This window comes from Leifsonia tongyongensis, from assembly GCF_010686705.1.
GTDB lineage: Bacteria > Actinomycetota > Actinomycetes > Actinomycetales > Microbacteriaceae > Diaminobutyricibacter > Diaminobutyricibacter tongyongensis.
In genome coordinates this window covers 266,295-290,208 of the sequence record NZ_JAAGWY010000003.1, presented here as the reverse complement: position 1 = coordinate 290,208, position 23,914 = coordinate 266,295, and the positions used below count along the sequence as shown (strand labels likewise).

General features: G+C 67.6%; 18 protein-coding genes. 4 read left to right on the top strand and 14 right to left on the bottom strand.

Annotated features, from left to right (window positions below; all coding sequences use genetic code 11):
- The first annotated feature begins 46 nt into the window (after window positions 1–46).
- Window positions 47–382 carry a hypothetical protein gene (locus G3T36_RS14780; protein ID WP_163290577.1) on the top strand — a complete coding sequence of 112 codons (336 nt, stop codon included), beginning with the start codon at window positions 47–49 and terminating at the stop codon, window positions 380–382.
- Window positions 383–384: 2 nt separating this feature from the next.
- Here G3T36_RS14780 and G3T36_RS14775 read toward each other — a convergent pair whose 3' ends face one another.
- The 3 genes from G3T36_RS14775 to msuE all read right to left on the bottom strand — a co-directional run bounded on the left by G3T36_RS14775 (window position 385) and on the right by msuE (window position 4,220).
- Window positions 385–2,226, bottom strand: a complete 1,842-nt coding sequence (locus G3T36_RS14775) for a thioredoxin domain-containing protein (protein WP_163290576.1) — start codon at window positions 2,224–2,226, stop codon at window positions 385–387.
- A 78-nt stretch (window positions 2,227–2,304) separates the two neighbouring features.
- Window positions 2,305–3,627, bottom strand: a complete 1,323-nt coding sequence (locus G3T36_RS14770) for an aminotransferase class V-fold PLP-dependent enzyme (RefSeq protein WP_163290575.1) — start codon at window positions 3,625–3,627, stop codon at window positions 2,305–2,307.
- Window positions 3,624–4,220 carry an FMN reductase gene (gene msuE / locus G3T36_RS14765; RefSeq protein ID WP_163290574.1) on the bottom strand — a complete coding sequence of 199 codons (597 nt, stop codon included), beginning with the start codon at window positions 4,218–4,220 and terminating at the stop codon, window positions 3,624–3,626. Before msuE ends, G3T36_RS14770 begins: the two co-directional genes overlap by 4 nt.
- 961 nt (window positions 4,221–5,181) lie before the next feature.
- Here msuE and G3T36_RS14760 point away from each other — a divergent pair.
- Entirely contained in the window at window positions 5,182–5,454 is a 273-nt protein-coding gene (locus tag G3T36_RS14760; protein WP_163290573.1) for a hypothetical protein, read from the top strand.
- 114 nt (window positions 5,455–5,568) lie between these two features.
- Here the strand turns inward: G3T36_RS14760 and G3T36_RS14755 are convergent, their stop codons facing one another.
- Both G3T36_RS14755 and G3T36_RS14750 read right to left on the bottom strand, forming a co-directional pair.
- The gene (locus G3T36_RS14755) at window positions 5,569–5,979 is read right to left on the bottom strand and encodes a hypothetical protein (protein WP_163290572.1); all 411 of its coding nucleotides are present in this window, start codon (window positions 5,977–5,979) and stop codon (window positions 5,569–5,571) included.
- A gap of 9 nt (window positions 5,980–5,988) precedes the next feature.
- The gene (locus G3T36_RS14750) at window positions 5,989–7,548 is read right to left on the bottom strand and encodes a long-chain-fatty-acid--CoA ligase (RefSeq protein WP_163290571.1); all 1,560 of its coding nucleotides are present in this window, start codon (window positions 7,546–7,548) and stop codon (window positions 5,989–5,991) included.
- Between the two features lie 126 nt (window positions 7,549–7,674).
- On the opposite strand from G3T36_RS14750, the gene hrpA reads away from it, so the two are divergent.
- Complete coding sequence (gene hrpA, locus G3T36_RS14745; RefSeq protein ID WP_163290570.1) at window positions 7,675–11,544, top strand: ATP-dependent RNA helicase HrpA; 3,870 nt, start codon at window positions 7,675–7,677, stop codon at window positions 11,542–11,544.
- A 121-nt stretch (window positions 11,545–11,665) separates the two neighbouring features.
- On the opposite strand, the gene G3T36_RS14740 is transcribed toward hrpA, so the two are convergent.
- The 3 genes from G3T36_RS14740 to G3T36_RS14730 are packed head-to-tail and all read right to left on the bottom strand — an operon-like array spanning window position 11,666 to window position 14,321.
- Window positions 11,666–12,418, bottom strand: a complete 753-nt coding sequence (locus tag G3T36_RS14740) for an amino acid ABC transporter ATP-binding protein (protein ID WP_193571267.1) — start codon at window positions 12,416–12,418, stop codon at window positions 11,666–11,668.
- Window positions 12,419–12,438: 20 nt separating this feature from the next.
- A complete protein-coding gene (locus G3T36_RS14735) occupies window positions 12,439–13,431 on the bottom strand; it encodes an amino acid ABC transporter permease (protein WP_163290568.1) in 993 nt (330 codons plus the stop codon).
- Between the two features lie 2 nt (window positions 13,432–13,433).
- Window positions 13,434–14,321, bottom strand: a complete 888-nt coding sequence (locus G3T36_RS14730) for an ABC transporter substrate-binding protein (protein WP_163290567.1) — start codon at window positions 14,319–14,321, stop codon at window positions 13,434–13,436.
- A gap of 223 nt (window positions 14,322–14,544) precedes the next feature.
- On the opposite strand from G3T36_RS14730, the gene G3T36_RS14725 reads away from it, so the two are divergent.
- The gene (locus tag G3T36_RS14725) at window positions 14,545–15,075 is read left to right on the top strand and encodes a GNAT family N-acetyltransferase (RefSeq protein ID WP_338031595.1); all 531 of its coding nucleotides are present in this window, start codon (window positions 14,545–14,547) and stop codon (window positions 15,073–15,075) included.
- Window positions 15,076–15,106: 31 nt separating this feature from the next.
- Here G3T36_RS14725 and G3T36_RS14720 read toward each other — a convergent pair whose 3' ends face one another.
- The 6 genes from G3T36_RS14720 to G3T36_RS14690 form a co-directional block, all read right to left on the bottom strand.
- Window positions 15,107–16,570 (bottom strand): aromatic amino acid lyase, encoded by a 1,464-nt coding sequence (locus G3T36_RS14720; RefSeq protein ID WP_163290566.1) that lies wholly within the window; start codon window positions 16,568–16,570, stop codon window positions 15,107–15,109.
- 1 nt (window position 16,571) lies between these two features.
- Window positions 16,572–17,873, bottom strand: coding sequence for an NtaA/DmoA family FMN-dependent monooxygenase (locus G3T36_RS14715; RefSeq protein ID WP_163290565.1), 1,302 nt, complete (start codon window positions 17,871–17,873; stop codon window positions 16,572–16,574).
- A gap of 9 nt (window positions 17,874–17,882) precedes the next feature.
- On the bottom strand, window positions 17,883–18,974 hold the full coding sequence (locus G3T36_RS14710) for a PLP-dependent cysteine synthase family protein (protein ID WP_163290564.1): 1,092 nt from the start codon (window positions 18,972–18,974) through the stop codon (window positions 17,883–17,885).
- 60 nt (window positions 18,975–19,034) lie between these two features.
- Window positions 19,035–19,871 carry a rhodanese-like domain-containing protein gene (locus tag G3T36_RS14705; protein ID WP_163290563.1) on the bottom strand — a complete coding sequence of 279 codons (837 nt, stop codon included), beginning with the start codon at window positions 19,869–19,871 and terminating at the stop codon, window positions 19,035–19,037.
- 293 nt (window positions 19,872–20,164) lie between these two features.
- Window positions 20,165–21,157, bottom strand: a complete 993-nt coding sequence (locus tag G3T36_RS14700; RefSeq protein ID WP_163290562.1) for a ribonucleotide-diphosphate reductase subunit beta — start codon at window positions 21,155–21,157, stop codon at window positions 20,165–20,167.
- A gap of 175 nt (window positions 21,158–21,332) precedes the next feature.
- Window positions 21,333–23,804 carry a ribonucleoside-diphosphate reductase subunit alpha gene (locus tag G3T36_RS14690; RefSeq protein WP_338031594.1) on the bottom strand — a complete coding sequence of 824 codons (2,472 nt, stop codon included), beginning with the start codon at window positions 23,802–23,804 and terminating at the stop codon, window positions 21,333–21,335.
- Between the last annotated feature and the right edge of the window lie 110 nt (window positions 23,805–23,914).

The following is a 23,914-nucleotide window of genomic DNA, read 5'->3' as shown; positions in this document are numbered from 1 at the left end:
GGCTGGACGGACTGACGAACGGCGATCGCGTACGAGGAGGACGACCGTGTCGGAGCACGTGCCAACCAGCCTCGAGGTCCTGCGCCAGCAGGCACGCGACGAACTCTCAGCCGTGATCGAGTACCGGTGCCGCCTGGGCGACGACCCGTGGGAGTTCATCCCCGACCTGCCCAGCGTCGACGAACAGGTCGTGCACACGCTCCGCGAAGACGCCATCGACACGTACGGGCTCGGCGAAGAGCGCGCGAGAGCCCACCATCCGACCGCGAGCCGGACGACGCTCGTGCGCTTCGAATACCAGCTCCTGCGCCAGATCGCGCTCGATCACCCCGACCTGAGCACCGCCGTCTGGGGCATGCTCGACCGGCTCGACACGCACTGACGTCAGCCGAGCGCCGCCGGGTCCTGCAGCGGCATCCGGCAGACGAAATCGCGGCACGCGTACGCGGTCGGATGCGCATCCACGGCCACCCTCCCCTCGAACAGGTCGAACCCTTCGGCGGCGAGCGACCGAGCCTGCTCGTCCGTGACGACCGCCACCAGGCCGCCGGGCCGACGCCGGACGGCGGCCACGAGGCCGAACACGTCCTCACCCTCGGTGACGACCACGAGCTGCTGGTGTTCGTCGGCGAGCGCCGACATGAGCTCCAGCGCCCCACCGAACGCCGTCGGGTTCTCGACCGCCTGCGCGGCGACCACCCGCATCCCCTCACGGGCGGCCCGCTCGTAGCGCCGCTCCCCGGTCAGGAGGTACACCGTGTGCGCAGCCGACGCCGCAGAGGTGAGGCCGGACGGGTAGGCGCCCTCCGACGGATCCACCCGGATGGCCATCCCATTGCTCTCCAGCACAGGGTCGGGGCCGCCCGGCACACCGAACGGCTCCTCGCCGACCGGGCCGGCTGCGAGTGCGAGATCGACGAGGTCGCGGGCGGCCAGCGCATAATCGGGCGAGCCGGTCGTCGTGGCGAGCGCGAGCAGTCCGCCTGCGAGGCCGCCGTAGTCTTCGAGCGTTGCGAGCGCATCCGACAGCCGGTCGTCGAGGGATGCCCGCAGGAGCGTGCCGTCAGGTCGCCGGTGACGTTCGAGCAAATAGTCCGCCGCGCGTCGTGCCGCGGCCGTCCAGTCAGGCCGGTCGAACGCGAACCCGGCGCGCGCCAGGGCGCCGATGGCGAGGCCGTTCCAGCCGGTCAGCACCTTGCCGTCGACGGGCGGCGGTTCGAGCATCCGGCGTTCTGCGGCCGACAGCGAATAGTACCGGCCCTCCACGCGCACCCCGTCGATGACCGACTCCGAATCCTGCGCCGAAGCGAACCCGCCGCCCTCACGGCGCATCACCGTGAGAAGGAATTCGGCGATGCCCTCGGCCGTGTCCGACGCCCAGCCGGCGCCGCTCAGTTGCCACGCCCTCGTGTAGGCGTCGAGCAGGAGGGCGTTGTCGTAGAGCATCCGCTCGTAATGCGGATCGCCCCAGTCGCGACGCGTGGCATAACGGAAGAAGCCGCCCTCGACGGGATCGCGCAACGGAGAGGACGCCATGCGCTCGAGGGTCCGCACGGCCAGCTCCTCACCATTAGCACGCGCGAGCAGGAAACGGAGCGCCGGCGCGATCGGAAACTTGGGCGCGCCACCGAAACCGCCGAACTCGGCATCCTCGAAACGGGCGAGCTGCTCGATGGCGCCGTCGAGGACTGCGCCGGAAGGGAGGTCGGAACCCGTGGTCGCAGCCGTCGACGCGGCACGGATGGCTTCGACGACCTTCGCGGCGTTGTCCTCGACCTCCGCACGACGCGTGGACCACGCATCCGAGACGGCCTCGAGCACCTGGTGGAAGGAGGCGCGATCGCCCACCGGCTCCGGCGGGAAGTAGGTGCCGGCGAAGAACGCGCGACCGCGGGTGGTCGTGAACACGGTCAGCGGCCAGCCCAGGTTGCCGGTGAACGCGCTCGCAGCGGAGAGGTAGCTGGCGTCGACCTCCGGATGCTCCTCGCGGTCCACCTTGATCGCGACGAAACGCTCATTCAGGTACGCGGCGAGCACCGGGTCGCTGAAGCTCTCGCGCGCCATGACGTGGCACCAGTGGCACGTCGCGTAGCCGATCGAGATCAGGACGGGAAGGTCGCGCCGCTCCGCTTCGGCGAACGCTTCGGCTCCCCACGGAAACCAGTCGACAGGATTGTCGGCGTGGGAACGCAGGTACGGGCTGATCGCTGCTGCGAGCCGGTTCATCTGCCCAGAATAGGCTCCTGGTGGTCCGGGCGCGCGGGTCGGGTGTGACGACGCGCGGGGCGCATGCCGGCGAGGCGCTCAGGCGGCGCAGCCGTAGAAGCCCTGGTCGGCGTCGAGCTCGGGCGCCCAGTCGGGGCGCGGGCGCGCATCGTCGAGTGCGACCCAGTGGCCGCCGACGAGCTCATACGTCCAGCGAGGGCCGTGCTCCAGGAACCGCGAGAGCTCTGCGATGAGCAGCTCCACATCCGACAGCCGCGACCCGACGCCGAAACTCGCGCGCACGGCCGGGCCGGTGATCCCGAGCCGCTCCAGCAGCGGATGCGCGCAGAACTTGCCGTCCCGCACTCCGATGCCCGCCTCGGCCGACAGCGCCGTCGCCAGCAGGCGCGAGTCGACTCCGTCGACCGAGAAGCTCACGACGCCGACGGCGTCCGTCGCGTCGGGGAAGATGCTGTGGATGCGCACACCGGGCAGCCCGCCGATACCGGCGACAAGGCGCTCGCGGAGCGCGCGCTCGTGCGCCTCCCACGCGCTGATGTCGAGTGCTGCGAGTTCCTGGATCGCGCGCGCCAGGGCGGCGACACCGATGACGTTCGGGGAGCCGGCTTCATGCCGGGCAGGTCCCGTACGCCACGTGGTGGACTCGAGGCTGACCTGGGTGACGGCGCCTCCTCCGCGCAGGTACGGTTCGCCGAAATCGAGCCAGTCGCGCCGGCCCACCAGCACTCCGGAACCGAACGGTGCGTAGGTCTTGTGACCTGAGAACGCCAGATAGTCGACGCCGTCGAACGCGATCGAGACCCGGCGGTGCGGCACCAGCTGCGCGCCGTCGACCGCGAGGCGCGTGCCATGGCGGTGGGCGATCGTGGCCAGGCGGCGCAGGGGAAGCGTCTCCCCCGTCACGTTGCTCGCGCCGGTGACGGCGAGAAGGGCGGCGGGCCGGGCGGCGAGTTCCGCATCCACCCGTTTCAGCGTCTCCTCGAGCGTGTCCGCCGCTTTGACGACGCGGGCGTTCGCGTTCACCCACGGAAGCAGGTTGGCGTGATGCTCGATATCGAGGACCACCGTCTCGCCGGGGACGATCGACGCGAGCAGGTTGATCGAATCGGTCGTGTTACGGGTGAAGATCACCAGGTCGTCCTGGCGCGCGCCCACGAAATCGCCGACGACGCGGCGCGCATGCTCATACGCCGCGGTCGAGATCTGGGATGCGTAACCTGCGCCGCGGTGCACACTGGCGTACAGCGGAAGCACTTCGGTCACATGCCGGGCGACCACATCGAGAGCGGGAGAGCTCGCGGCGTAGTCGAGGTTCACGTACCGTGTCTCGCTCCCGTCGACGAGGGGAACCTGGAGGTCGCCGCCGATCACCGGCAGCAGCGGACAGTCGGCGGTGCTCATCGTCCACCCAGGTAGCGTGCGATCGAGTCGGTCTCGGCGACGCTCAGGCGGATGAGCGGCAGCGCTCGTGCGACCGCCAGGTCGATGCGCTCGTGCAATTCGAGACTGGAGACCTGGTGGTTGGTGAAATCGGAGTCGTTTGCGTAGACGCCGATGGGCAGCGTCAGTGCCTGGAAGAACCCGAACAGCGGCCGGAACTGGTGCTCGATGATGAGGGCGTGGCGGTCGCTGCCGCCCGTTGCCGCGAGCAGGACCGGCTTGTCGACAAGGGCGTACTGCCCCACGAAATCGAAGAGGTGCTTGAAGAGCCCGGTGAAGGATGCGCGGTACACCGGGCTCGCCACGATCAGGAGGTCGGCGGTCTCGATGCGGTCCAGTACGGCCTCGACCGATTCGGGGAGCTGGTCGCGCCGCAGGGCGCCCGCGAACTCCGGACCGATCTCGGTGACCTCGATGAGGTGGGCTTCGATCGGAAGTTCGCGCCCGAACGCGGCGAGGATCTCCTTGACGAGCGCCGTCGTCCGGGATGGCGTGTGCAGGCTGCCGGAGACGGCAACGACGCGGAGCGGTCGGGCGGTCGATGGCTGGGACATGAGTAGACGGTAGACCGGGCCCCGGGCCGGTGCCACCCTGCCCGACACACAACGTAAAGAGGCGGCGGCGCCGCCGCGCCGCCCCGCCGCCCCGCGCTGCCGCCCCGCGCTGCCGCACTACTTCTTTCCCACCGCACGTCGTGGTACGAGTGCCGTCGTGGCGAAGTAGTGCGGCGGCGCCCGACCAAGCATCACGTGGCCTGCGTCCCTCCACAGGTTGCACCACCAACGCGTTCTCCACAGATGCGCACTCGTACCGGCTCGCGCTCCATCCGCTCGGCCATGCTCGAGGGATGAATGTCGACACGCTGATACCGGAGGAGTCCGGCCTCATTCCTGCTCGACGCCTTCGTGAGAACGGCATCACCGGTGGTCGGCTCGAGTCGGCTCTCCAGGCAGGCGATCTGGTGCGCATCCACCGAGGGATGTACATCGGCGGCCCTCGCTGGGCCTCCCTCGACCAGGATGCCCGCTACCTTCTGCGCGTCAGGGCGGTGGCATCAGTCAGCAATCGCCGGCTGGTGTTCTGCCGAGAGACTGCGGCAGCAATCCACGGACTGCCGCTGGTTTCGCCGTGGCCGGCCACGGTCCATATCGCGACCCCGAACGCTCGCGGCGGGAGTTCGCAAAAAGCAATCACGGCGCACACCTGTGCGAATCCTGGAGACACCGTCGATGTTGGGGACCTGACGGTGACATCACTGGCCCGCACGGTGATCGATGTAGCGGCAACGAGCCCCTTCACGGACGCGGTCTCTGTTGTAGACGCTGCCCTCCGACGGCGAGGCGAGAGTCTGCGATCGATTCTCGCCCAGGAACTGGAGGCTTCCGGACGCGCACGAGGGCACGCCGCGCGGCACGAGCGATCGCGTTCGGCAATGCGGGCGCGGAGAGTCCGGGTGAATCCCTCTCACGGGCTCGCATCCACGAACTCGAATTCGAGCTGCCCGAGATCCAAGTCGTGTTCGACGTCGCGGGGCACGACTACGTCGTCGACTTCTATTGGAGGAAATCGAACCTCGTCGGCGAATTCGACGGCCGTGTGAAGTACACACGCGATGAATACACGGGCGGCGCACCCGCGGGGGACGTCGTCTGGCGCGAGAAGAAGCGCGAAGATGCGCTCCGGGCTGCGACGAGGGCGCGCGTGATCCGGTGGACCTGGGCAGATGCGATGGATCCGCTCGCGATGCGCCAGCTCTTGACCGCTGCGGGGGTTCCGCGTCGCGCCTAGCAGGCTTTCGCACCCGCAAAGTTCGAGCGCACTCGTACAGACACGTGCGCTCGCGCATATCGAGTGCGGCGGGACGGAAGTAGTGCGGGAGCGGGCGCGGCGGGCGGCGGCGGGCTACCCGGGCTGGTCGAGCGCACGGAGGCGGACCGACGAGTGCAGGTAGAAGGCGGCGAGGAGCGCCCAGGCGACACAGACGACGGCGGCGGTGCCGGACTGTTCAGGTGGCGCCGCGAGCGCCCCCAGCAGGGAGATCAGCGAGAGGACACCGGCGACGCCGCCGATGATGAAACCAGCCAGAGGCCGGTTGGTCGCACGCCACCACGGGCGCGGCGCGGCGACGTCCTCGCCGGGCCCCCGAAAGGTGCGCACGCCGATGAAGACGTAGACGAAGTTGAGCACGAGCACGGCGGCGAGGTCGACGACGGGCGGAAGGATGTTGTAGAGCAGGAGCCCGTTCAGCGAAAGCACGACCGCTTCGCCCACGAGGATGTAGATGGCCTTGTTGATCGCCGTGGTTATGCGCACGTCGCGAGCCTAGGCGGTGTCGAACCTGGCCACCAGTTCGCGCTTCAGCACCTTGCCGCTCGGCCCGAGGGGAAGCACCTCGAGGATCTCCACCCGCCGCGGATACTTGTAGGCCGCGACCTGCTCCTGCGCGAAGGCGACGAGGTCGCTCGGGTCCACGGTCTGGCCGGGCATCAGCGTGACAGCCGCCACGATCTCCTGGCCACGGGTCGCGTCGCTGACCCCGAAGACGGCCACCATCGCAACGGCCGGATGCGTCGACAGCACCTCTTCGACTTCGCGCGGATACACGTTGTAGCCGTTGCGCACGATCATGTCCTTCTTGCGGTCGACGATCGTGACGTAGTCGTCGTCGCTCTTCGTTCCGAGGTCTCCGGTGCGGAACCAGCCGTCGACCACGGCTTCCGCATTCGCTTCGGGCAGGTGCAGGTACCCCTTCATGAGGTTGTGTCCGCGCACGATGATCTCGCCGAGTTCGCCCCGCGGGAGCAGTTCGATGCGGTCGTCGATCTCGGCGTCGGCGATCTCGACGTCGACCCCCCAGATCGGCTGGCCGACCGTGCCGACACGCGTCGGCCGGCCGCGATGGTTGAAGGTCGCGACGGGCGACGTCTCGGTGAGCCCGTATCCTTCGTGGATGTCGATGCCGTAGACCTCCTTCATCCGCTCGATGACAGCGACGGGGATCGCGGCGCCGCCGGACATCCCGTAGCGCAGCGGGGGCCGTTCCGGGTTCGACTTCGCCGCCTCGAGCAGCGCGATGTACATCGTGGGCACACCCGTCATGATCGTGCACTGGTGCGCGTTCAGCAGCGAGAGCGCCGTCGCACCGTCGAATTTCGGAACCAGGACGATCGCCGAACCGATCCGGAATCCGAGGTTCATCACACACGTCTGCCCGAACGTGTGGAACAGGGGAAGACAGCCGAGGATGCGGTCTTCCGGCGTCACGTCGAAGGCGTCGCCCGACAGTGTGTTCACCTGTTCGACGAGCGAGAAGTGGCACCCTTCCGCGCCCTTCGGCTTGCCCGTCGTCCCACTCGTGTAGAGGATCGTGGCCGTGTCGAACGGGTTGCGCGGAACGTAGGAGTCGATGGGGTCTGCGGCGCGCGCCTCGTCTTCGAGCCGGGCGAACGGGGCCTGCGCGAGCATCTCATCCGGAACCAGCACCGACAGCGTCTCGATGCCCGCAATCGCCGCGCCCTTCGCGCCCTCACCGAGGAGCGGAGCCGCGCAGATCAGCAGCCGGGAACCGCTGTCGCGCAGCACGTAGGCGATCTCGTCGGCTTTCAGCAACGCATGGACCGGCACGACGACCGCTCCGAGCGACAGGATCGCGTAGTACGCCCGCGGGAAGTCCGGCACGTTGGGCACCAGAAGGGCGACCGCATCCCCCGGGCCGATGCCGCGAGCGCGGAGTGCGCCGGCGTATGCGAGCGTCTGGTCCCACAGTTCTGCGTAGGTGATCTTCTGCTCGCCGAAGATCAAGGCCACATTTTCGGGCATCCGTTTGGCCGTTTCGGCGAGGATGGACGCGACCGACATCGTCGCATATCCCGTATTCGTCATATTCTCATGTCTCCATCGACTCGAGGCGCTCTGGGCGTGTGGATGAACGCTACGCCCCGGGTGGCGCCGACGGCAATTCCCTCGTCTGCGGCACGCCGTGCTCCCAGCAAATAGAATGGAAGGCTCATGTCTTCCACGGTCTCCCCCGCCCGACTTCACTTCCCTCCCGAGCTTCCGGTCAGCCAGAGGCGGGAGGAGATCGCCCGCGCCATTCGCGACCACCAGGTCGTGATCGTGGCCGGCGAGACCGGGTCGGGAAAGACCACCCAGCTGCCGAAGATCTGCCTGGAACTGGGCCGGGAGAGCATCGGCCACACGCAGCCCCGTCGGCTCGCCGCACGCACGATTGCCGAGCGCATCGCCGAAGAGCTGGGCGAAGAGGTCGGCGGACTGGTCGGCTACCAGGTGCGCTTCACCGATCGCGTGGGGTCGGCGACCCGGATCAAGCTGATGACCGACGGCATCCTGCTGAACGAGATCCATCGCGACCGCATGCTGCGCAAGTACGACACGATCATCATCGACGAAGCCCACGAACGCAGCCTCAACATCGATTTCCTGATCGGCTACCTGCGGGAGCTGCTGCCGAAGCGCCCCGACCTGAAGGTGATCGTCACGTCGGCCACCATCGACCCCGAGAGTTTCGCACGTCATTTCGCTGCGCCCGACGGCACGCCCGCACCCGTGGTCGAGGTCTCCGGCCGCACCTTCCCTGTCGAGGTCCGCTACCGTCCCCTCGTCGGCGAGATCGAGGAGGACGAGGACGGTGAGACGGTCGAGTCCAGCGACAGAGATTATCTGCAGGGCATCAACGACGCCCTCGATGAGCTGGCCCGAGAGTCCGACGGCGATGTGCTCGTCTTCCTGTCCGGTGAGAACGAGATCCGGGATGCGGCGGATGCGGTGCGCGGCCGCAATCTCCCGTTCACCGAAGTCCTCCCCCTCTACGGGCGCCTGTCGAGCGCCGAGCAGCATCGGGTCTTCCAGCCCTCGCAGGTCGCGGGCGTGCGGCGTCGCATCGTCCTGGCGACCAACGTCGCCGAGACGAGCCTGACCGTTCCCGGGATCAAATACGTGGTGGATGCGGGGACGGCACGCATCAGTCGTTACAGCGTCCGCGCCAAGGTCCAGCGCCTTCCGATCGAGGCGATCTCGCAGGCGTCGGCGAACCAGCGCTCGGGACGTTCCGGGCGCACGAGCGACGGCATCGCCATCCGTCTGTACTCGCAGGAGGATTTCGAGAAGCGACCCGCGTTCACCGAACCGGAGATCCTGCGCACGAACCTCGCTGCCGTCATCCTGCAGATGATCTCGCTGGGGCTCGGCGACATCGCCGCCTTCCCGTTCCTCACCCCTCCCGATTCGCGCGGAATCAAGGACGGCCTCGACCTGCTGGCCGAGCTGAACGCGGTCGTGAAGTCGAAGACCGGCGAGCCCGTTCTCACGCGGATCGGACGCCAGCTGGCACAGCTGCCCATCGATCCGCGGTTCGCACGAATGGTTGTCGAGTCGAAGCGCCACGGGACGAGCCGCGAAGTGATGGCGATCGTCGCCGGGCTGACCATCCAGGACCCGCGCGAGCGACCGGTCGAACGACGCGGCACCGCGGACGGATTCCACGCCCGTTTCGCCGACCCGACCAGCGACTTCCTTACTCTGCTGAACCTCTGGAACTACCTCGAGGAGCAACAGCGGGAGCTGTCGTCGAGCGCGTTCCGGCGTCTCTGCAAGGCCGAGTTCCTCAACTTCCTCCGTGTCCGCGAGTGGCAGGACGTGTACCGGCAGCTGCGGCAGCTGGCGAAGCCACTGGGGCTGACGATCGGTGATGCGAGCGTCAACCCCGACGGCATCCACAAGTCTCTGCTGGCCGGCCTCCTGTCGCACATCGGTCTGAAGGATGCGACGGCGAGCACCGGCGGCCGGCCCGCCTCGACGAAGGCCGGCCCGAAATCCCGCAGCGCGGAATACGTCGGGGCCCGCCAGGCGAAATTCGTGATCTTCCCGGGTTCGACGCTCGCGAAGCGCCAGCCGAACGCTCTGATGAGCGCCGAGCTCGTCGAGACGAGCCGGCTGTTCGCGCGGATGAACGCCGCCATCGACCCCGCATGGGCCGAACCGATCGCGGGCGACCTCTGCAAACGCAGCTACAGCGAGCCGCACTGGGAGAAGACCCAGGGGGCGGTCGTCGCGTACGAGCGGGTCACGCTTTTCGGCGTGCCGATCATCCCGCGACGGCGCGTTCAGTATTCGCGCATCGACCAGGAGCTCTCGCGCGAGCTCTTCATCCGCCACGCACTCGTCGATGGCGAATGGGATTCGAAGCAGGCGTTCGACCGCTCCAACCGCGCACTCCGGGCCGAGCTCCGCGAGCTGGAGGAGCGCACCAGGCGCCGCGACATCCTGAACGACGACGAAGCCGTGTTCGACTTCTACGAACGGCGCATCCCTGCCGATGTCGTCTCCACCCGGAGCTTCGAGGGCTGGTGGCGCAAGGCCCGCGCCGAGACGCCCGACCTGCTGACGATGACGCAGGAGTCGCTGCTCGCCGAGGATTCCGCACCGGTCGACGACGAAGCGTTCCCGCCGGTCTGGCGTCAAGGCGAACAGCGCCTGACACTCCGCTACCGTTTCGAGCCCGGCGCCGACGACGACGGCGTGACCGTGCAGGTTCCCCTGGCGCTGCTGGCCGGCCTGCGTGCGGAAGGATTCGACTGGCAGGTGCCCGGCCTCCGCCACGACCTCGTGACCGCGCTCATCAAATCGCTGCCGAAGTCGATCCGGCGACAGGTCGTGCCCGCGGCCGACTGGGCGAGGCGACTGCTTGGCGAACTCGCCGACACGGCCGGGATGCACGCCCAGGACGGCGAGCGCCCCGCGGCATCCCTCCCCGACACGCTCGCGGCGGTGATCAGCAGGCTCACCGGCTCACGCGTATCCGGATCGGACTTCGACCTCAGCCGGATCCCCGGCCACCTCCGCCCGACCTTCGCCGTCATCGGGGAACGGGGCAGGGTCGTCGCTTCGGGCAAGGACCTGCCCGAGCTGCAGGAGCGGCTCCGTTCGCGCGCCCGTGAATCGGTGGTCAAGGTCGCCGAGGCTCGCACACCGAACGCGATCGAGCGCAGCGGCCTCACCACGTGGGACTTCGACGAGCTCCCGCGGTTCCTCGACACGGAGCAGAAAGGCCCGGGTGGGAGCGTGAACGTGATCCGCGCCTATCCCGCGCTGGTCGACGACGGCGCGAGTGTGAGCATCCGCCTGATGGGCACGCCGGCCGACCAGGCCGCTGCGATGCCCGGCGGGGTGCGGCGCCTGCTCCTTGCTGCCGTGCCCTCCCCGGTCGCCTACGTGCAGCAGCACCTGACATCGACCGAGAAACTCACCCTCGCGGCCAGCCCCTACCCCAACACGAAGGCACTGTTCGACGATTGCCTCCTCGCCGTCGTCGACAGTGTGCTCTACCGCATGAAGCCCGACGGGCAGCTTTTCATGCGTGCGGAGTTCGAGGCCGTGCGCGACCGCGTGTCGGCCATCGTGATGGATTCGATGTTCGAGACGGTCGCGCTCGTCACGCGCATCCTGACCGCGGCCCGCGCCGCCGACAAGGCCATCGCGGGTGCGACGAGTCTCACGTTCCTTTCGGCGCTGAATGATGCGAAAGGCCAGCTGGCCGGGCTCGTCTACTCCGGGTTCGTCTCGGCGACCGGTCTGGAGCGTCTGCGCCACCTTCCGCGGTATCTGAACGGCATCAGCCAGCGGATGGCGGCCTTACCGACGAATCCGGCCCGCGACCGCGCCTGGATGACGCAGGTCGAGACGGCCACGGCCCTGTTCACGGATGCGGGTGGCCGCATCCCGCTCGCCCCCGAATCGTCGCCGTCACTGGTCCACGCCCGCTGGATGCTCGAGGAGTTCCGCGTGAGCCTGTTCGCGCAGTCGCTCGGCACGGCAGAGACGGTCTCGCTGCAGCGCATCCGCAAAGTCCTCGACGCCTGACGCGCGCCGCCTGCCCGCGAGCCCGCCGCCGAGAGTCGCCGTCCGCGCCGAGAGTAACCCTTTCATCGGGTCATCTCGGCGGCGGTAGTGACTCTCGGCGGTCGGGGCGGTCGGGAGTGCGCTAGAGCACCTTCGAGAGGAAGGCCTGGGTGCGCTGGTGCTGCGGGTTCGCGAGCACTTCGCGCGGGTCGCCCGACTCCACGACCACGCCGCCGTCCATGAAGACGAGCGAGTCGGCCACTTCGCGTGCGAAACCCATCTCGTGCGTGACCACGATCATGGTCATGCCCGATTTCGCCAGCTCCTTCATCACGTCGAGCACTTCGCCGACGAGTTCGGGGTCGAGCGCGGAGGTCGGCTCGTCGAACAGCATCAGTTTCGGTTCCATCGCAAGGGCACGAGCGATCGCGACGCGCTGCTGCTGGCCACCGGAGAGATGTGCCGGGTAGTGGTCGCCCTTGTCGCCCAGCCCCACCCGAGTGAGCAGTTCCTCGGCCCGGGCGACGGCCTGCGACTTCGGTACGCCCTTCACCCGCATGGGCGCCTCGATCACGTTCTCCAGCGCGGTCATGTGCGGGAACAGGTTGAAGCGCTGGAACACCATGCCGATATCGCGGCGCTGCAGCGCGGCCTCCTTGGGTTTGAGCTCGTAGAGCTTGTCGCCCTTCTGGCGGTAGCCGACCAGTTGGCCATCGACCGACAGCCGCCCGGAGTCGATCGTCTCCAGGTGGTTGATGCAGCGCAGGAAGGTCGATTTGCCCGACCCGCTCGGGCCTACGATGCAGAGCACTTCAGCGGGCAGCACCGTGAGCGAGATGCTTTTCAGCACCTGGTTGGAACCGAAGCTCTTCGAGACGCCGACGGATTCGACCATCGGCGTGACGGCTGTCGCGGTCAATGTTTTCCTCCCAGGTCGATTCCGGCAGCGCCGTCGGTCGTCGGCATTACCGGGGGCAGCACAGGTGGCGGTTCCTCGTTCTTTGTGTTCCGCCTGGCTCCGATGCCGCGCGAGAAGCGCTTCTCGAGGAAGTACTGGCCGATCATCAGGACAGACGTGATCGCGAGATACCAGACCGACGCCACGAGGAGCAGCGGGATGGGCGCGAACAGCGTCGTTGCGATGTCCCTCGATCTCGTGAAGAGCTCGAGACTGTATGGGACAGCGGTGACGAGCGACGTGGTCTTCAGCATTGAAATGACTTCGTTGCCCGTCGGCGGAATGATGATGCGCATGGACTGCGGGATGACGATGCGCCACATCGTCTGGCTCCAGCTCATTCCGAGCGCAGTCGCCGCCTCCTCCTGGCCGCGGTCGACCGAGAGGATGCCGGCCCGGATGATCTCCGCGAGGTAGGCGGCCTCGTTGAGTCCCAGGCCGATGACGGCGAGGGTGAAGAAGTTGAGGGTGTTCTGGGTTGGCAGCGAAATGACCGGCTGGAGGAACGGGAGCCCGATCATCAGCGTCGGGTAGATCACCGACAGCAGTCCCCAGAACACGAGCTGCACGTATACGGGTGTGCCGCGGAAGATCCACAGGTAGAACCACGCGACGGACTTGAACACGGGGTTGTCGGAGAGCCGCATCACCGCCAGGATCAGCGCGAGCACCGCTGCGATGATCATCGAGTACAGCGTCAGCAGCAGGGTGTTCACCGCTGCTATGGGGATGCGCTGGTCGAAGACGTATTTGGCGAAGATGTCCCACTGGAACGCCGACCGCTGGGCGGCATCCCAGATGAACGCCACGAGGTAGACGATGAGGATGATCGCGATGACCGTGCGCCACGGGTGGCGCAGCCGGACCGCCTTGATCGGTTGCGAGATGGTGTCGCCGTGCGGCGACGGGGCTGTGCCCGCCGCCGCACCGCTGTGACCGTCGGTGGTCATTGTCAGCCCTTGGACGCCGCGTTGACCGTGATCGAGGACAGTGCGCCGTCAGCGACACCCCACTTGTCGAGGATCTTCTTGTAGGTGCCGTCGTCGACGAGCGACTGCATCGCCTTCTGAACGGCATCGGTGAGCTTCGATCCCTTGTTGACAGCGATTCCGTACGGAGCGACCTCGAAGGTCTTGCCGGCGACCTCGAGCTTGCCGTTGGACTTGGCGATCGCGTACTCGGTGATCGGGGAGTCGGCACTCATCGCGTCGGCCTGGCCGAGGACGACTGCGTTGGTCGCCTGGTCCTGGCCGTCGAACTTGAGGATCTGGATCGCAGGCTTACCGGCGGTGGTGCAGGCCTTCGACTTGGCGGGGATCTCATCCGTCTCTTCGGTCGTTCCGGTCTCGACCGCGACCTTGAGGCCGCAGGCATTGTCGGGGTCGACGCTCTTGCCCTTCGGCGCGGCCCAGAGGATGCCGGCCGAGTAGTAGTTCACGAAGTCGACCTGCTTCTCGCGCTCGACGTTGTCCGTGAACGAGGAGACGCCGACGTCGTACTTTCCACCGGTGATGTTCGGGATGATCGTGTCGAAGCCTGCGATGACATACGTGGCCTTGACGCCGAGCTTCTGTGCAACGGCATTGAAGAGGTCGATGTCCCAGCCGACGGCGTTGCCGTTCGCGTCCTTCGACTCGTTCGGCGGGTAGGTCGCGTCGACACCGACCGTGATGACGCCGGCCTTCTTGATGGCGTCGGGCAGGAGGGCTGCGGCAGCGGAATCCTTCGAGACCGTGGACGTCGACGTCGAGCCGCTCGAAGGCGTCGAGTTGTCGACGCATCCGGTCAGCGCGAGCGCTGCCACGGCGAGCAGTGCGGGAGCCGCATAACGGGTTCGCATATGTGTGTATTCCTTCTCTTGGTTGCAGGTTCGGGAGAATCGCGGTGAGTGGAGCCTACCTCAGCGCTGGCGCTGACAATCAACCTAATTGACGCGTGCAACGCAACATTTCGCAGAGATTTGTCGCGTATTTCGCGATTAATTGCATCGCCGCCCCGTCTGGCATGACGAAGTGTGAACAATCCATGTTGTCACGCGCACAGCGCCGACATATCGTCGGTGAGTGCCTGTTTTGCCTAACGATTTCGCATCGACGGCGACCGTCGTCCACTCCAGTCCCGACGACCCGCTGGCAGCGCCTCTCGTCGAGGAGCTCTCGCGCGAATACGACGAACGCTACGGGTTCAACGACGGCATCCCGTCCTCGGCCGAACTGTCGCGCTACCCCGCGGAACGCTTCCACGAATCGACCGGAGGGGTGTTCCTCCTGCTGCTTGTCGACGGCACCCCGGTCGCCGGCGGCGCGTTCATGCGCATCGACGACCAGACCGTCGAGGTGAAAAGGGTCTGGACGCACTCCGGTCATCGCCGGAAGGGCCTGGCGAGGCGTGTCATGGCTGAGCTCGAGGCAGAGGCAGCCGCGCGTGGGGTGCGACGGATCGAGCTCACGACCGGCGCGCGCCAGCCCGAGGCCGTCGCCCTCTACCTCTCGCTCGGCTACCGGCCGCTCTTCGACCTCGACGCCGACTACGAGGCGATCGGCTACCTCTCGTTCGAGAAGGAGCTCCCGTCCGCCGGCGGGTCGGCCGACTGAGCAGTAGGCAGGACCGGCGACCGGGCAGCGCTCAACCGAGCGACGCGACGACCACCGGCACGAGTTCCGAAGCAGGGATTCCGGATGCGATGGCCGCGTCGACCCGTCCGAACAGTGCGCCTGTCCCGGCGCCGGTCGGCCGAACACCGGTCACCAGAAGCAGATCGACCGCGTGCAGCGCCTCGATCGCCGCGAGTTCGTCGACGAGGACGGCCGACCGCTCCAGCAGCTGGAGGGCCAGCGGCGCGAGCGACGCGTGATCCTCCACCCCGGACAGCGTCGTCACCCCGAGCGTCGCAGGAGCCGCCAGCTGCCGCACTTCGGCGAGCGCCGCAGCAGCCGAGTACGCGAGCAGTCCGGGTACGCGCGTCCTCCCCTCCCGGCGCGCAGGCGTGAGCGCGCCGGACAGCGTCGAGATGCGGCGTTCGGTCGCCGACGCCACGTGCGCGAGTGCGAGCCGCACGTTTTCGAGGGCCAGCGCCAGCGGAACCGCCTGGAAGTTGCCGCCGGAGATCATTCGCCCCGTTCCCGCATCCACCAAAGGGTTGTCCGAGCGAGCCGCGAGCTCGAGGTCGATCTCGGCCAGCCCCCGGTCGACCGCCTCGCGCAACGCGCCGTGGAGCTGAGGAACGGTGCGGAACGCGATCGGATCCTGCACCGTCACGGTGCGATCGGATGCCGTGAGAGCACTGCCTTCGAGGGCGGCACGAAGCACGGCAGCCGACGCTCGCTGGCCGGGACCGCCCCGAGCATCCGCTATCTCCGCGCTGAAGGCGCCCAGGTTGCCTGCCGGTCCCGCGGCGCCCAGCGCTTCCAGCGCCAGTGCGACGACGCTATCCCAGGCGCCGACCCGGCCGGCGAGAGCAGAGAGCACGAGCGCGCCTGCACCGAGGCTGTAAGCGTTCGAACTGAGCACGGCGAGTCCTTCGTGCGGAGCAAGGACGACCGGCGCGAGCGCTGCGGAGGCGAGGGCTTCATCACCCGGAACGACGACACCGTCGACGAAGGCACGCCCGCCACCGGTCACGACGGCGGCCACCTCGGCGAGGTGTGTCAGGTCTGCCGCGCCGACCGAACCTCGGGCCGGGATGACCGGATGGATGCGGGCGTTCAGCAGGTCGGCGTACGCCTGGGCCAGCTCGACGCGCACGCCCGCACCGCCGCGCGTGAACCCGATGAGGCGCACGGCGATCAGCGCGCGCGCCTGGCGCTCCCCCAGCGCTTCGCCGATCCCGCCGCGATGGTTGGCAATGACGAGCCGCTGGAAGTCGAGCAGTTCGTCGTCGCCGACTCGGTCGTCGCGGCCGGCGCCGAGTCGCGTGTTCAGTCCGTAGACCGCCCTGCCGGCGGCGATGGCCGCGTCGACGACGGCACGGGATGCCGCGATCGCTTCGCGCGCATCCGTATCGATGGCAACCTGCGCACCCTCGGCGATGGCGACGACGTCCGCCGACGTCGGAGCGTCGGCGCCCAACGTGACGATCTCCGCCGCCACGTCAGAACTCCAGAAGATTCGCCCGCAACCCCGAGCCGCCGAAGCCGGTGCGGATCAGCCCGCGCCGCCGCAGGGCGGGCACGAGTGGATCGAGCGTGCGGTGCACATGCGACGGATGCACCTGGCCGGTGAACAGGAAGCCGTCGCCCCCGACCGCCTCGCCGAGTTCGCCCAGGTGGTCGGCGATCTCGTCGGCCGTTCCCACGATCGCGAGCCCGTCCTTGCGGGCGCGGACCTGGAGGATCTCGCGCAGAGTCGAACCCTCGGGCGCCGACTTGACGAAATTGTCGAGCGTGCCCTGGTTGCTGTTCGTCGTGACCTCGGGCAGCGGCGCGTCCAGGTCGAACTCCTTGAAGTCGACGCCGGACAGGTAGGAGATCGACTGGAGCGCCTCGTCGATCGCAGCCTGCGTGAGCTCCGCCCGGGCCGCCTTCACCGTAGCGGTCTCCTCGGCGTTCGCCGTGACGACCGGATTGACGACGAAGAGCACTTTCACGGCATCCGGATTCCGGCCGTTGGCGGCCGCAACCTCGCGAATGGAGTCGCGGTATTCGCGCATCCGCTCGGGGGTGGATGCGAGCGCCAGGATGACGTCGGAGTTCTTGCCGGCGAAATCGCGGCCACGACCGGACGCGCCCGCCTGCACCATGACCGGCTCCTCCACAGGCGGAACCGTGTTGAGCGGGCCACGCACCCGGAAGAACCGCCCGTCGTGGTTGATCGGCCGCACTTTCGTGAAGTCGGCGTAGACGCCCCGCTCGGTGTCTTCGAGAACCGCGTCGGCATCCCAGCTGCGCCAGAGGCGACGCACCACGTCCACCCACTCGTCGGCGCGGTCGTAACGGAGATCGTGTTCGACCTGCTTGTCCAGGCCGTAGTTCTGTGCGGCCAGATCGGAGCCGCTGGTCACGACGTTGAAGCCGAGGCGGCCGTTCGCGAAATGCTGGAGCGTGGCCAGCAGCCGGGCCGCGGTGAACGGCTCGTAGAAGCTCGCGCTCAGCGTCGGCACGATCCCGAGGTCTCGGGTCGCGCCGAGCAGGTAAGGGACCAGTGGCAGCGGGTCGTGCTTCGGCACGAACCGTGCGTTGGCGAGGTTGACCTCGGCCGTGCCGCCGTAGGTGTCGGGAACGGCCACGCCGTCTTCGATGATGAACAGGTCGAAACCGCTGGCCTCGAAGAGGCGTGCAGCGTCCTGGTAGACCTGCGGCTGCTTCCAGTCGTAGCCGATGCCGTAGGTGGGGTCGCCCCAGCCCTGGACGCCGAAACCGGCGCCGAGGAACCAGCCGAAATGGAGAAGGGTCATGGTGCGAAACTACTCGCCGTTCCGGTCTCGTGACGGTGTGTCGGATGGAGTGAGCCCGGCTTTCGCCAGCCACACGGGGTTGAACGCCTTGGTGAGGTAGTTGATGCCGCCGTCCGGCGCGATCGCCACGATCACGTCGCCCGGCTTCGCCGTGGCGGCCTCCTGAAGCGCGACCGCGACGGCCAGCCCCGACGAGGGGCCGAGCAGCAGCGCCTCCTCCGCTGCGAGCCGGTGGATGGTCTGGTAGACCGTGCGATCGTCGACCGTTCGCACCTCGTCGACCAGTTCGCGGTCGAACGTCGTCGGCCAGAATTCGCGCGGCCAGCTCGTCCCCACGCCATCGACGACGATCGGGCCGGCGGATGCTCCGCCATAGGTCGATCCCGCAGGGTTGGCGCCGACGACCCGGACCGCGCCCGCGCTCACGTCTTTGAGGAAGCGGCCTGCCCCGCTCACCGTTCCTCCCGTGCCGATCGACGCGACGAAGTGCGTGACCGCACCCGCGGTCTGGCGCCAGATCTCCGGGCCCGTCGTCTGGTAGTGCGCGTGCGGGTTGGCGAGGTTCTCGAACTGCGACGAACGCCAGGCTCCCAGGGTCTCGGCGGCGATGCGATCGGCGACAGCGCGCGGGTTCCGGGGGTCGCTGGGTGACGCATCCCAGTCGGCTTCGACGAGGCGCGCGCCGTAGGCCGTGAGGACCGCACGCTTCTCGTCGGAGATGTCGGCGCTGTGCACGATGACCACCGGATGCCCGGTGAGGCGACCCACGAGTGCCAGGCCGATGCCGGTGTTGCCCGACGTCGCCTCGACGATGGTCCCGCCGGGCCGGAGCACACCGGTCGCTTCCGCGGTGCGGACCATGTTCAGTGCAACGCGGTCCTTCGACGAACCGCCCGGATTCCGGGATTCGAGCTTGACGAGGATGCGACCCGGGAGCCCACGGGTGAGCGAACGGAGTTCCACCACAGGCGTGTTGCCGATGAGGGCCGCCGCAGAATCGAGGATTCCGTCCGTCGCGCTCACCGCCCTCAGCTCGGGGACGTCACCGAACGCGAGCAGGCCGGCGGGCCGCTCGTCCGGATGCGCATCCACGGTGGTCATGCGTCGACACTAGGCGCGTGCGCGAGGCCGGCAAAGGGCTGTTGCCCTGTGTTACACGGGTCATGGAGCCGCTCCGGTCGCGACCTGGCGGTGCGGGTCGTTCGACCAGGCGGACCACGAGCCGGGGTACACGACGCCCTGGAGGCCCGCGAGTTCGAGCGCGAGCACTTCGTGGGCTGCGGTGACGCCGGAGCCGCAGTACGCGCCGACCGGCGCATCCGCTGTGACCCCGAGCGCTGCGAAGCGTGCGGCCAGCAGATCCGGGGGGAGGAAGCGCCCATCCGCTGCCAGGTTCTCAGTCGTCGGCGCGCTGATCGCGCCCGGCACGTGGCCTGCGCGCGGATCGATCGGCTCCACTTCGCCCCGATACCGCTCTGCGGCCCGTGCGTCGAGGAGCACGCCGTCGCGTGCCACGGCGGCCGCCTCGTCCGCACTCAGGGCGGGGAGGTGACCGTAGGCCAGCTCGATGTCGCCCGGCTCGGGCACGATGTCGCCCGTCTCGAGCGGGAAGCCGGCGGCGGTCCACGCGGAGAGTCCGCCGTCGAGTACGCGAACGTCGCGCACTCCCGCATACCGCAGCAGCCACCAGGCCCGGGCCGCGGACATGGCGGAGAGGTCGTCGTAGACAACGACAGCGTCGCCCCGATTGAGGCCCCAGCGCCGAGCCGCGTCCTGCAGGTCGGCGACTGCGGGAACCGGATGCCGGCCGTCCGTCGGCAGGCCGTGGCCCGCCAGCTCGGTGTCGAGGTCGACGTAGACAGCGCCCGGAATGTGGCCCGCTTCGTAGAGTGGTCGCCCCGGCGGTCCGCCGAGCTTCCAGCGCACGTCGAGCAGGCGCGGTCGGGTGGATGCGGCAAGCTCCGCGGCGAGGTCGGCGGCCTGGATCAGTGTGGACACCCTCCTATCCTCTCGCGCGCGCCGCCCGCGCGCGCCGCTCGCGTGCGCCTCTCGCCGAGTGTGAACCCGCCATTTCGGTACAACCCGGCCCGCTCGAGCTGGCGGGATCGCACCCAACTGGCGGGCCCAGCATCCCGAACCGCGGGGTGCTCAAGCTCCAAGACGGCGCCGCCACGCACGTGCCCGCCACCTCGGTACAACCCGGCCCGCTCGAGCGGGAGGGGACGCACCGGAGTGGCGGGCACAGGGGGTGGCGGGCACAGGTCGCGGCGGCCACAGGGCGCGGCGGGCGCTTACCGGTTGCCGGTCGACGCCTTCGCGTTCGACTCGTACGACGTGTTCGTCGACTCGAAGAAGTTGACCAGCTCAAGCGTGTCGTTCGCCGTCGCCATCCACTTCGCGGGGTTGGACACCTTGTACTCCGCCTCGAACCCGAGCTCTTCGAGGCGACGGTCGGCCAGGTACTTCACGTACTGGTTGATGTAGTTCGCGTTGAGCCCCAGGATGCCGTTCGGCAGGAGGTCGCGGTTGTACTCCTCCTCCATCTCGACGGCGTCGAGGATCATCTGGCGGATCTCCGCCGCGAACTCCGCCGTCTGCAGGTCGGGGTTCTCCTCCAGCACCGTCAGGATGAGGTTGATGCCGAACTTGAGGTGCAGCGACTCGTCGCGCACCACCCAGTCCATGAGCGACCCGAAGTTGCGCAGCAGGTTGCGCTGACGGAACGACAACGCGACCATGAAGCCCGAGTAGAACCAGATACCCTCGAGGATCACGTTGTACGCCACGAGGTTGCGGATGAAGTCCTGCTTGCCCGCGGTCGTCGTGATGTCGAGCGTCTCTTCGGTCATCCGCTTGATGAACCGGATCTCGAACTCTTCTTTGCGCGCCATCGACGGGACATCGATGTGGGAGTTGTACGCCGCTGCACGATCGATCGGGAATGTCTCGAGGACGTATTCGAACGACATGCAGTGGTTCGCCTCCTCCCACATCTGCTTCGCGAGATAGAGGTGCGCCTCGGCCGCGTTCAGGTACGGGTAGACACCGAACGCGAGCGCCTTGTTCACCAGCAGCTCATTCGGGTTGAAGTAGCTCATGAGGAAGGTGATGGCGTGCCGTTCCTCATCCGTCATCTTCTTGAAATCGGCGATGTCCTCGCCCAGCTGGATCTCGTTCGGGAACCAGGTGTTCGCCACTGCCTGGTCGTACAGATCCATCGCCCATTTGTAGGTGACCGGCTTGAGAAGCAATCCTTCCTGGATTCCCGTTCCCAAAATCGCCATATCTAATCTCCAACTTTGTTTACGCCGACGGAGCGGAGCTCCGTCGGAACTGGCGTCGCGGCGACGCGATGCGTCGCTCCAAGCTCCAGCGTTACTGGCACGACTCGCACTGCAGGTCGTCCATCGGGTCGACCGGAACGTAGTATTCCTCGACGCGGGTGGTGTTGTTGCTCATTTACTTGTCACCACCCGTCGCGAGACCTCCGAAGCCGAAGCCGCGGCGAGCCGGTGCCGGAGCGGCGGCGGGAGCGGCATCCGCACCCTCGCCCGCGCCGACGGATGCGAACCCCTTGCGAGTCGCACCGGCCGCGATCTCCTCGGCCTTGTTGACCTTGACGGTCGACTGCTCGGCCTGATGACGCGGCTTCATGTGCAGGTAGTAGGTGGTCTTCACCCCACGCTCCCACGCGGCGTAGTAGATGTCCATCATGTCGCCGAGATCGCGCGTCTCGAGGTACATGTTGCGGCTGATCGCCTGGTCGATCCATTTCTGGGCGCGTGCTGCGACCTCGATGAACGAGTAGGGCGAGAGCTGGAAGCTGGTCTTGTAGGTCGCCTTGATCGCATCCGGGATCTCGGGGATGCCCTGGATGTCGCCCTGGCTGCGCAGGATCGACTCGCGGACCTTCTCCCAGATGCCCTCCTCCTGCAGCGCGGCGACGAGGTTGCGGTTGACCTCCAGGAACTTGCCCGACGAGGTCGACCGGCTGAAGATCTGCGAGAACTGCGGGTCGAATCCGGGGGTGGTTCCCGCGACGAGACCGATGGATGCGGTGGGCGCGATCGCCATCAGCGTCGCGTTGCGCATGCCGCCCTTGACCTTCTCACGCAGCGAGTCCCAGTCGAGACGGGTCTTGCGGTTGACCTTGATCGGCACGCCGCGGTCCTGCTCGGTGAGGGCGATGGAGTCGAACGGCACGAGGCCCTGCGACCAGCGTGAGCCCTCGAAGTTCGGGTAGGCGCCACGTTCGCGGGCGAGGTCGGCGCTCTCGTCGATCGCCGCATACGAGACGTGCTCCATGATCTCGTCGATCAGGTCGTAGGCCTCTTCGCTCTCGTAGCTGATGCCGAGCTTCTCGACGACGTCGGTGAAGCCCATGACGCCCAGGCCGATCGCGCGGTTCTGGGTGTTCGAGAAGTCGGCCTCGTCGACGCTCGAGATCGTGATGTCGATGAGGTTGTCGAGCTGGCGGACGGCACTGCGCGCGCTCTCTTCGATGCGGGCCCAGTCGAAGACACCGTTCTCGAGGTGACGGGTCAGGTTGATCGAGGCGAGGTTGCAGACCGAGACGTTGTCACGGTCCTGCGGCAGGCAGATCTCGGTGCACAGGTTCGACAGGTGGATCGTGCCGGTGTTGTTGTTGAGGGCACGGTTGTTGATCGTGTCCTTCCAGGTCAGCCACGGGTGGCTGGTGGTCTGGAGGCTCATCAGGATCGCCTTGAACTGCTCGCGGGCCGTGATCTTCTTGAACATGTGCAGCCGGCCGGCCTCTGCCTCGGCGGCGTAGTGGGCGTAGCGCTCGGAGAAGGCCTTGCCGTACAGCTCGTTGAGGTCGGCGACCTCCAGCGGGTCGAACAGGTACCACGGCTCATCGTTCTGCACGCGCTTCATGAACTCGTCGCTGATCCACACGGCGGTGTTCGCGGTGCGGGTGCGGCGGTACGGGTCGCCGGAGTTCTGGCGCAGGTCGAGGAACTCCGGGAAGTCCATGTGCCAGTTCTCCATGTAGAAGCACAGGGCGCCGAACTTCTTGCCGCCGCGACTGACCGCGCGCAGCACGGAGTCGATGGTGTGCATGAACGGGATCGGACCGGTCGAGGTCGTGTTGTTCGAGCGGATGGGCGAACCCTGCGCGCGCAGCTTCGTGACCGAGAGGCCGATGCCGCCGGTGCCCTTCGTGAGCCACATCACATCGCGAACCGACTTCGCGATGTGCTCGATGTCGTCCTGCATCTCCATGACGAAGCAGTTGGAGAGCTGCGGGTACGCGGTTCCGGCGTTGACGAGCGTCGAGCCCGCTGCGAGGTATTCGAGCTTCGACATCTTCGTGTAGAACTCGAGGGCGTGACGCGTCGGGTCTGCCTCGTTGAGTGCGAGGCCCATGGCGATGCGCATCCAGAAGAACTGCGGCACCTCGAGGGTCTCGCCGTTGCGCGCCTTGATCCCGTAGCGGTTGTTGAGGGTGACGACGCCGATGTACTTGAGCAGTTCGTCGCGCCCGGGCTCGAGGGCGGCCGCGAGGCGGTCGAGGTCGTAGAGGGAGGTGAAGCGCGGGTCGAGCAGCTGCTCGGAGACGCCGCGGTCGATGTAACCGCGGAAGTGGGAGGCGTGCAGCGACCGGAGCTCGTCGTCGCTCTCGTAGTCGCCGAGCACGCGCTTGTAGATGGTCTTCAGCAGCAGGCGCGCGGCGACGATGTCGAACGCCGGGTCGTCCTTGACGTTCTGGAGCGCGACCTGGATGACGGCCTCGTCGAGCTGCTGGGTCGTGATGCCGTCGAACAGGGTCAGTTCGAGTTCGCTCGCGATCTGGGTGACCCACGTGATGTTCTCGTCGAGCCCCTGCGAGGCGTGTTCGATCGCCAGGTTGATCTTGTTCGCGTCGTACGGCTCGCGCTGGCCGTTCCGCTTGACGACGGTGATTGCCACTTCTTCTCCCTCTTTCATGCCGTTCTCCGCGAACGGCGAAACCTCACCGGATGCCCCGGTCTGCAGACGCCTTCTAATCCCCTGAAATCGCTCTGTCACTCCCCAGTCGT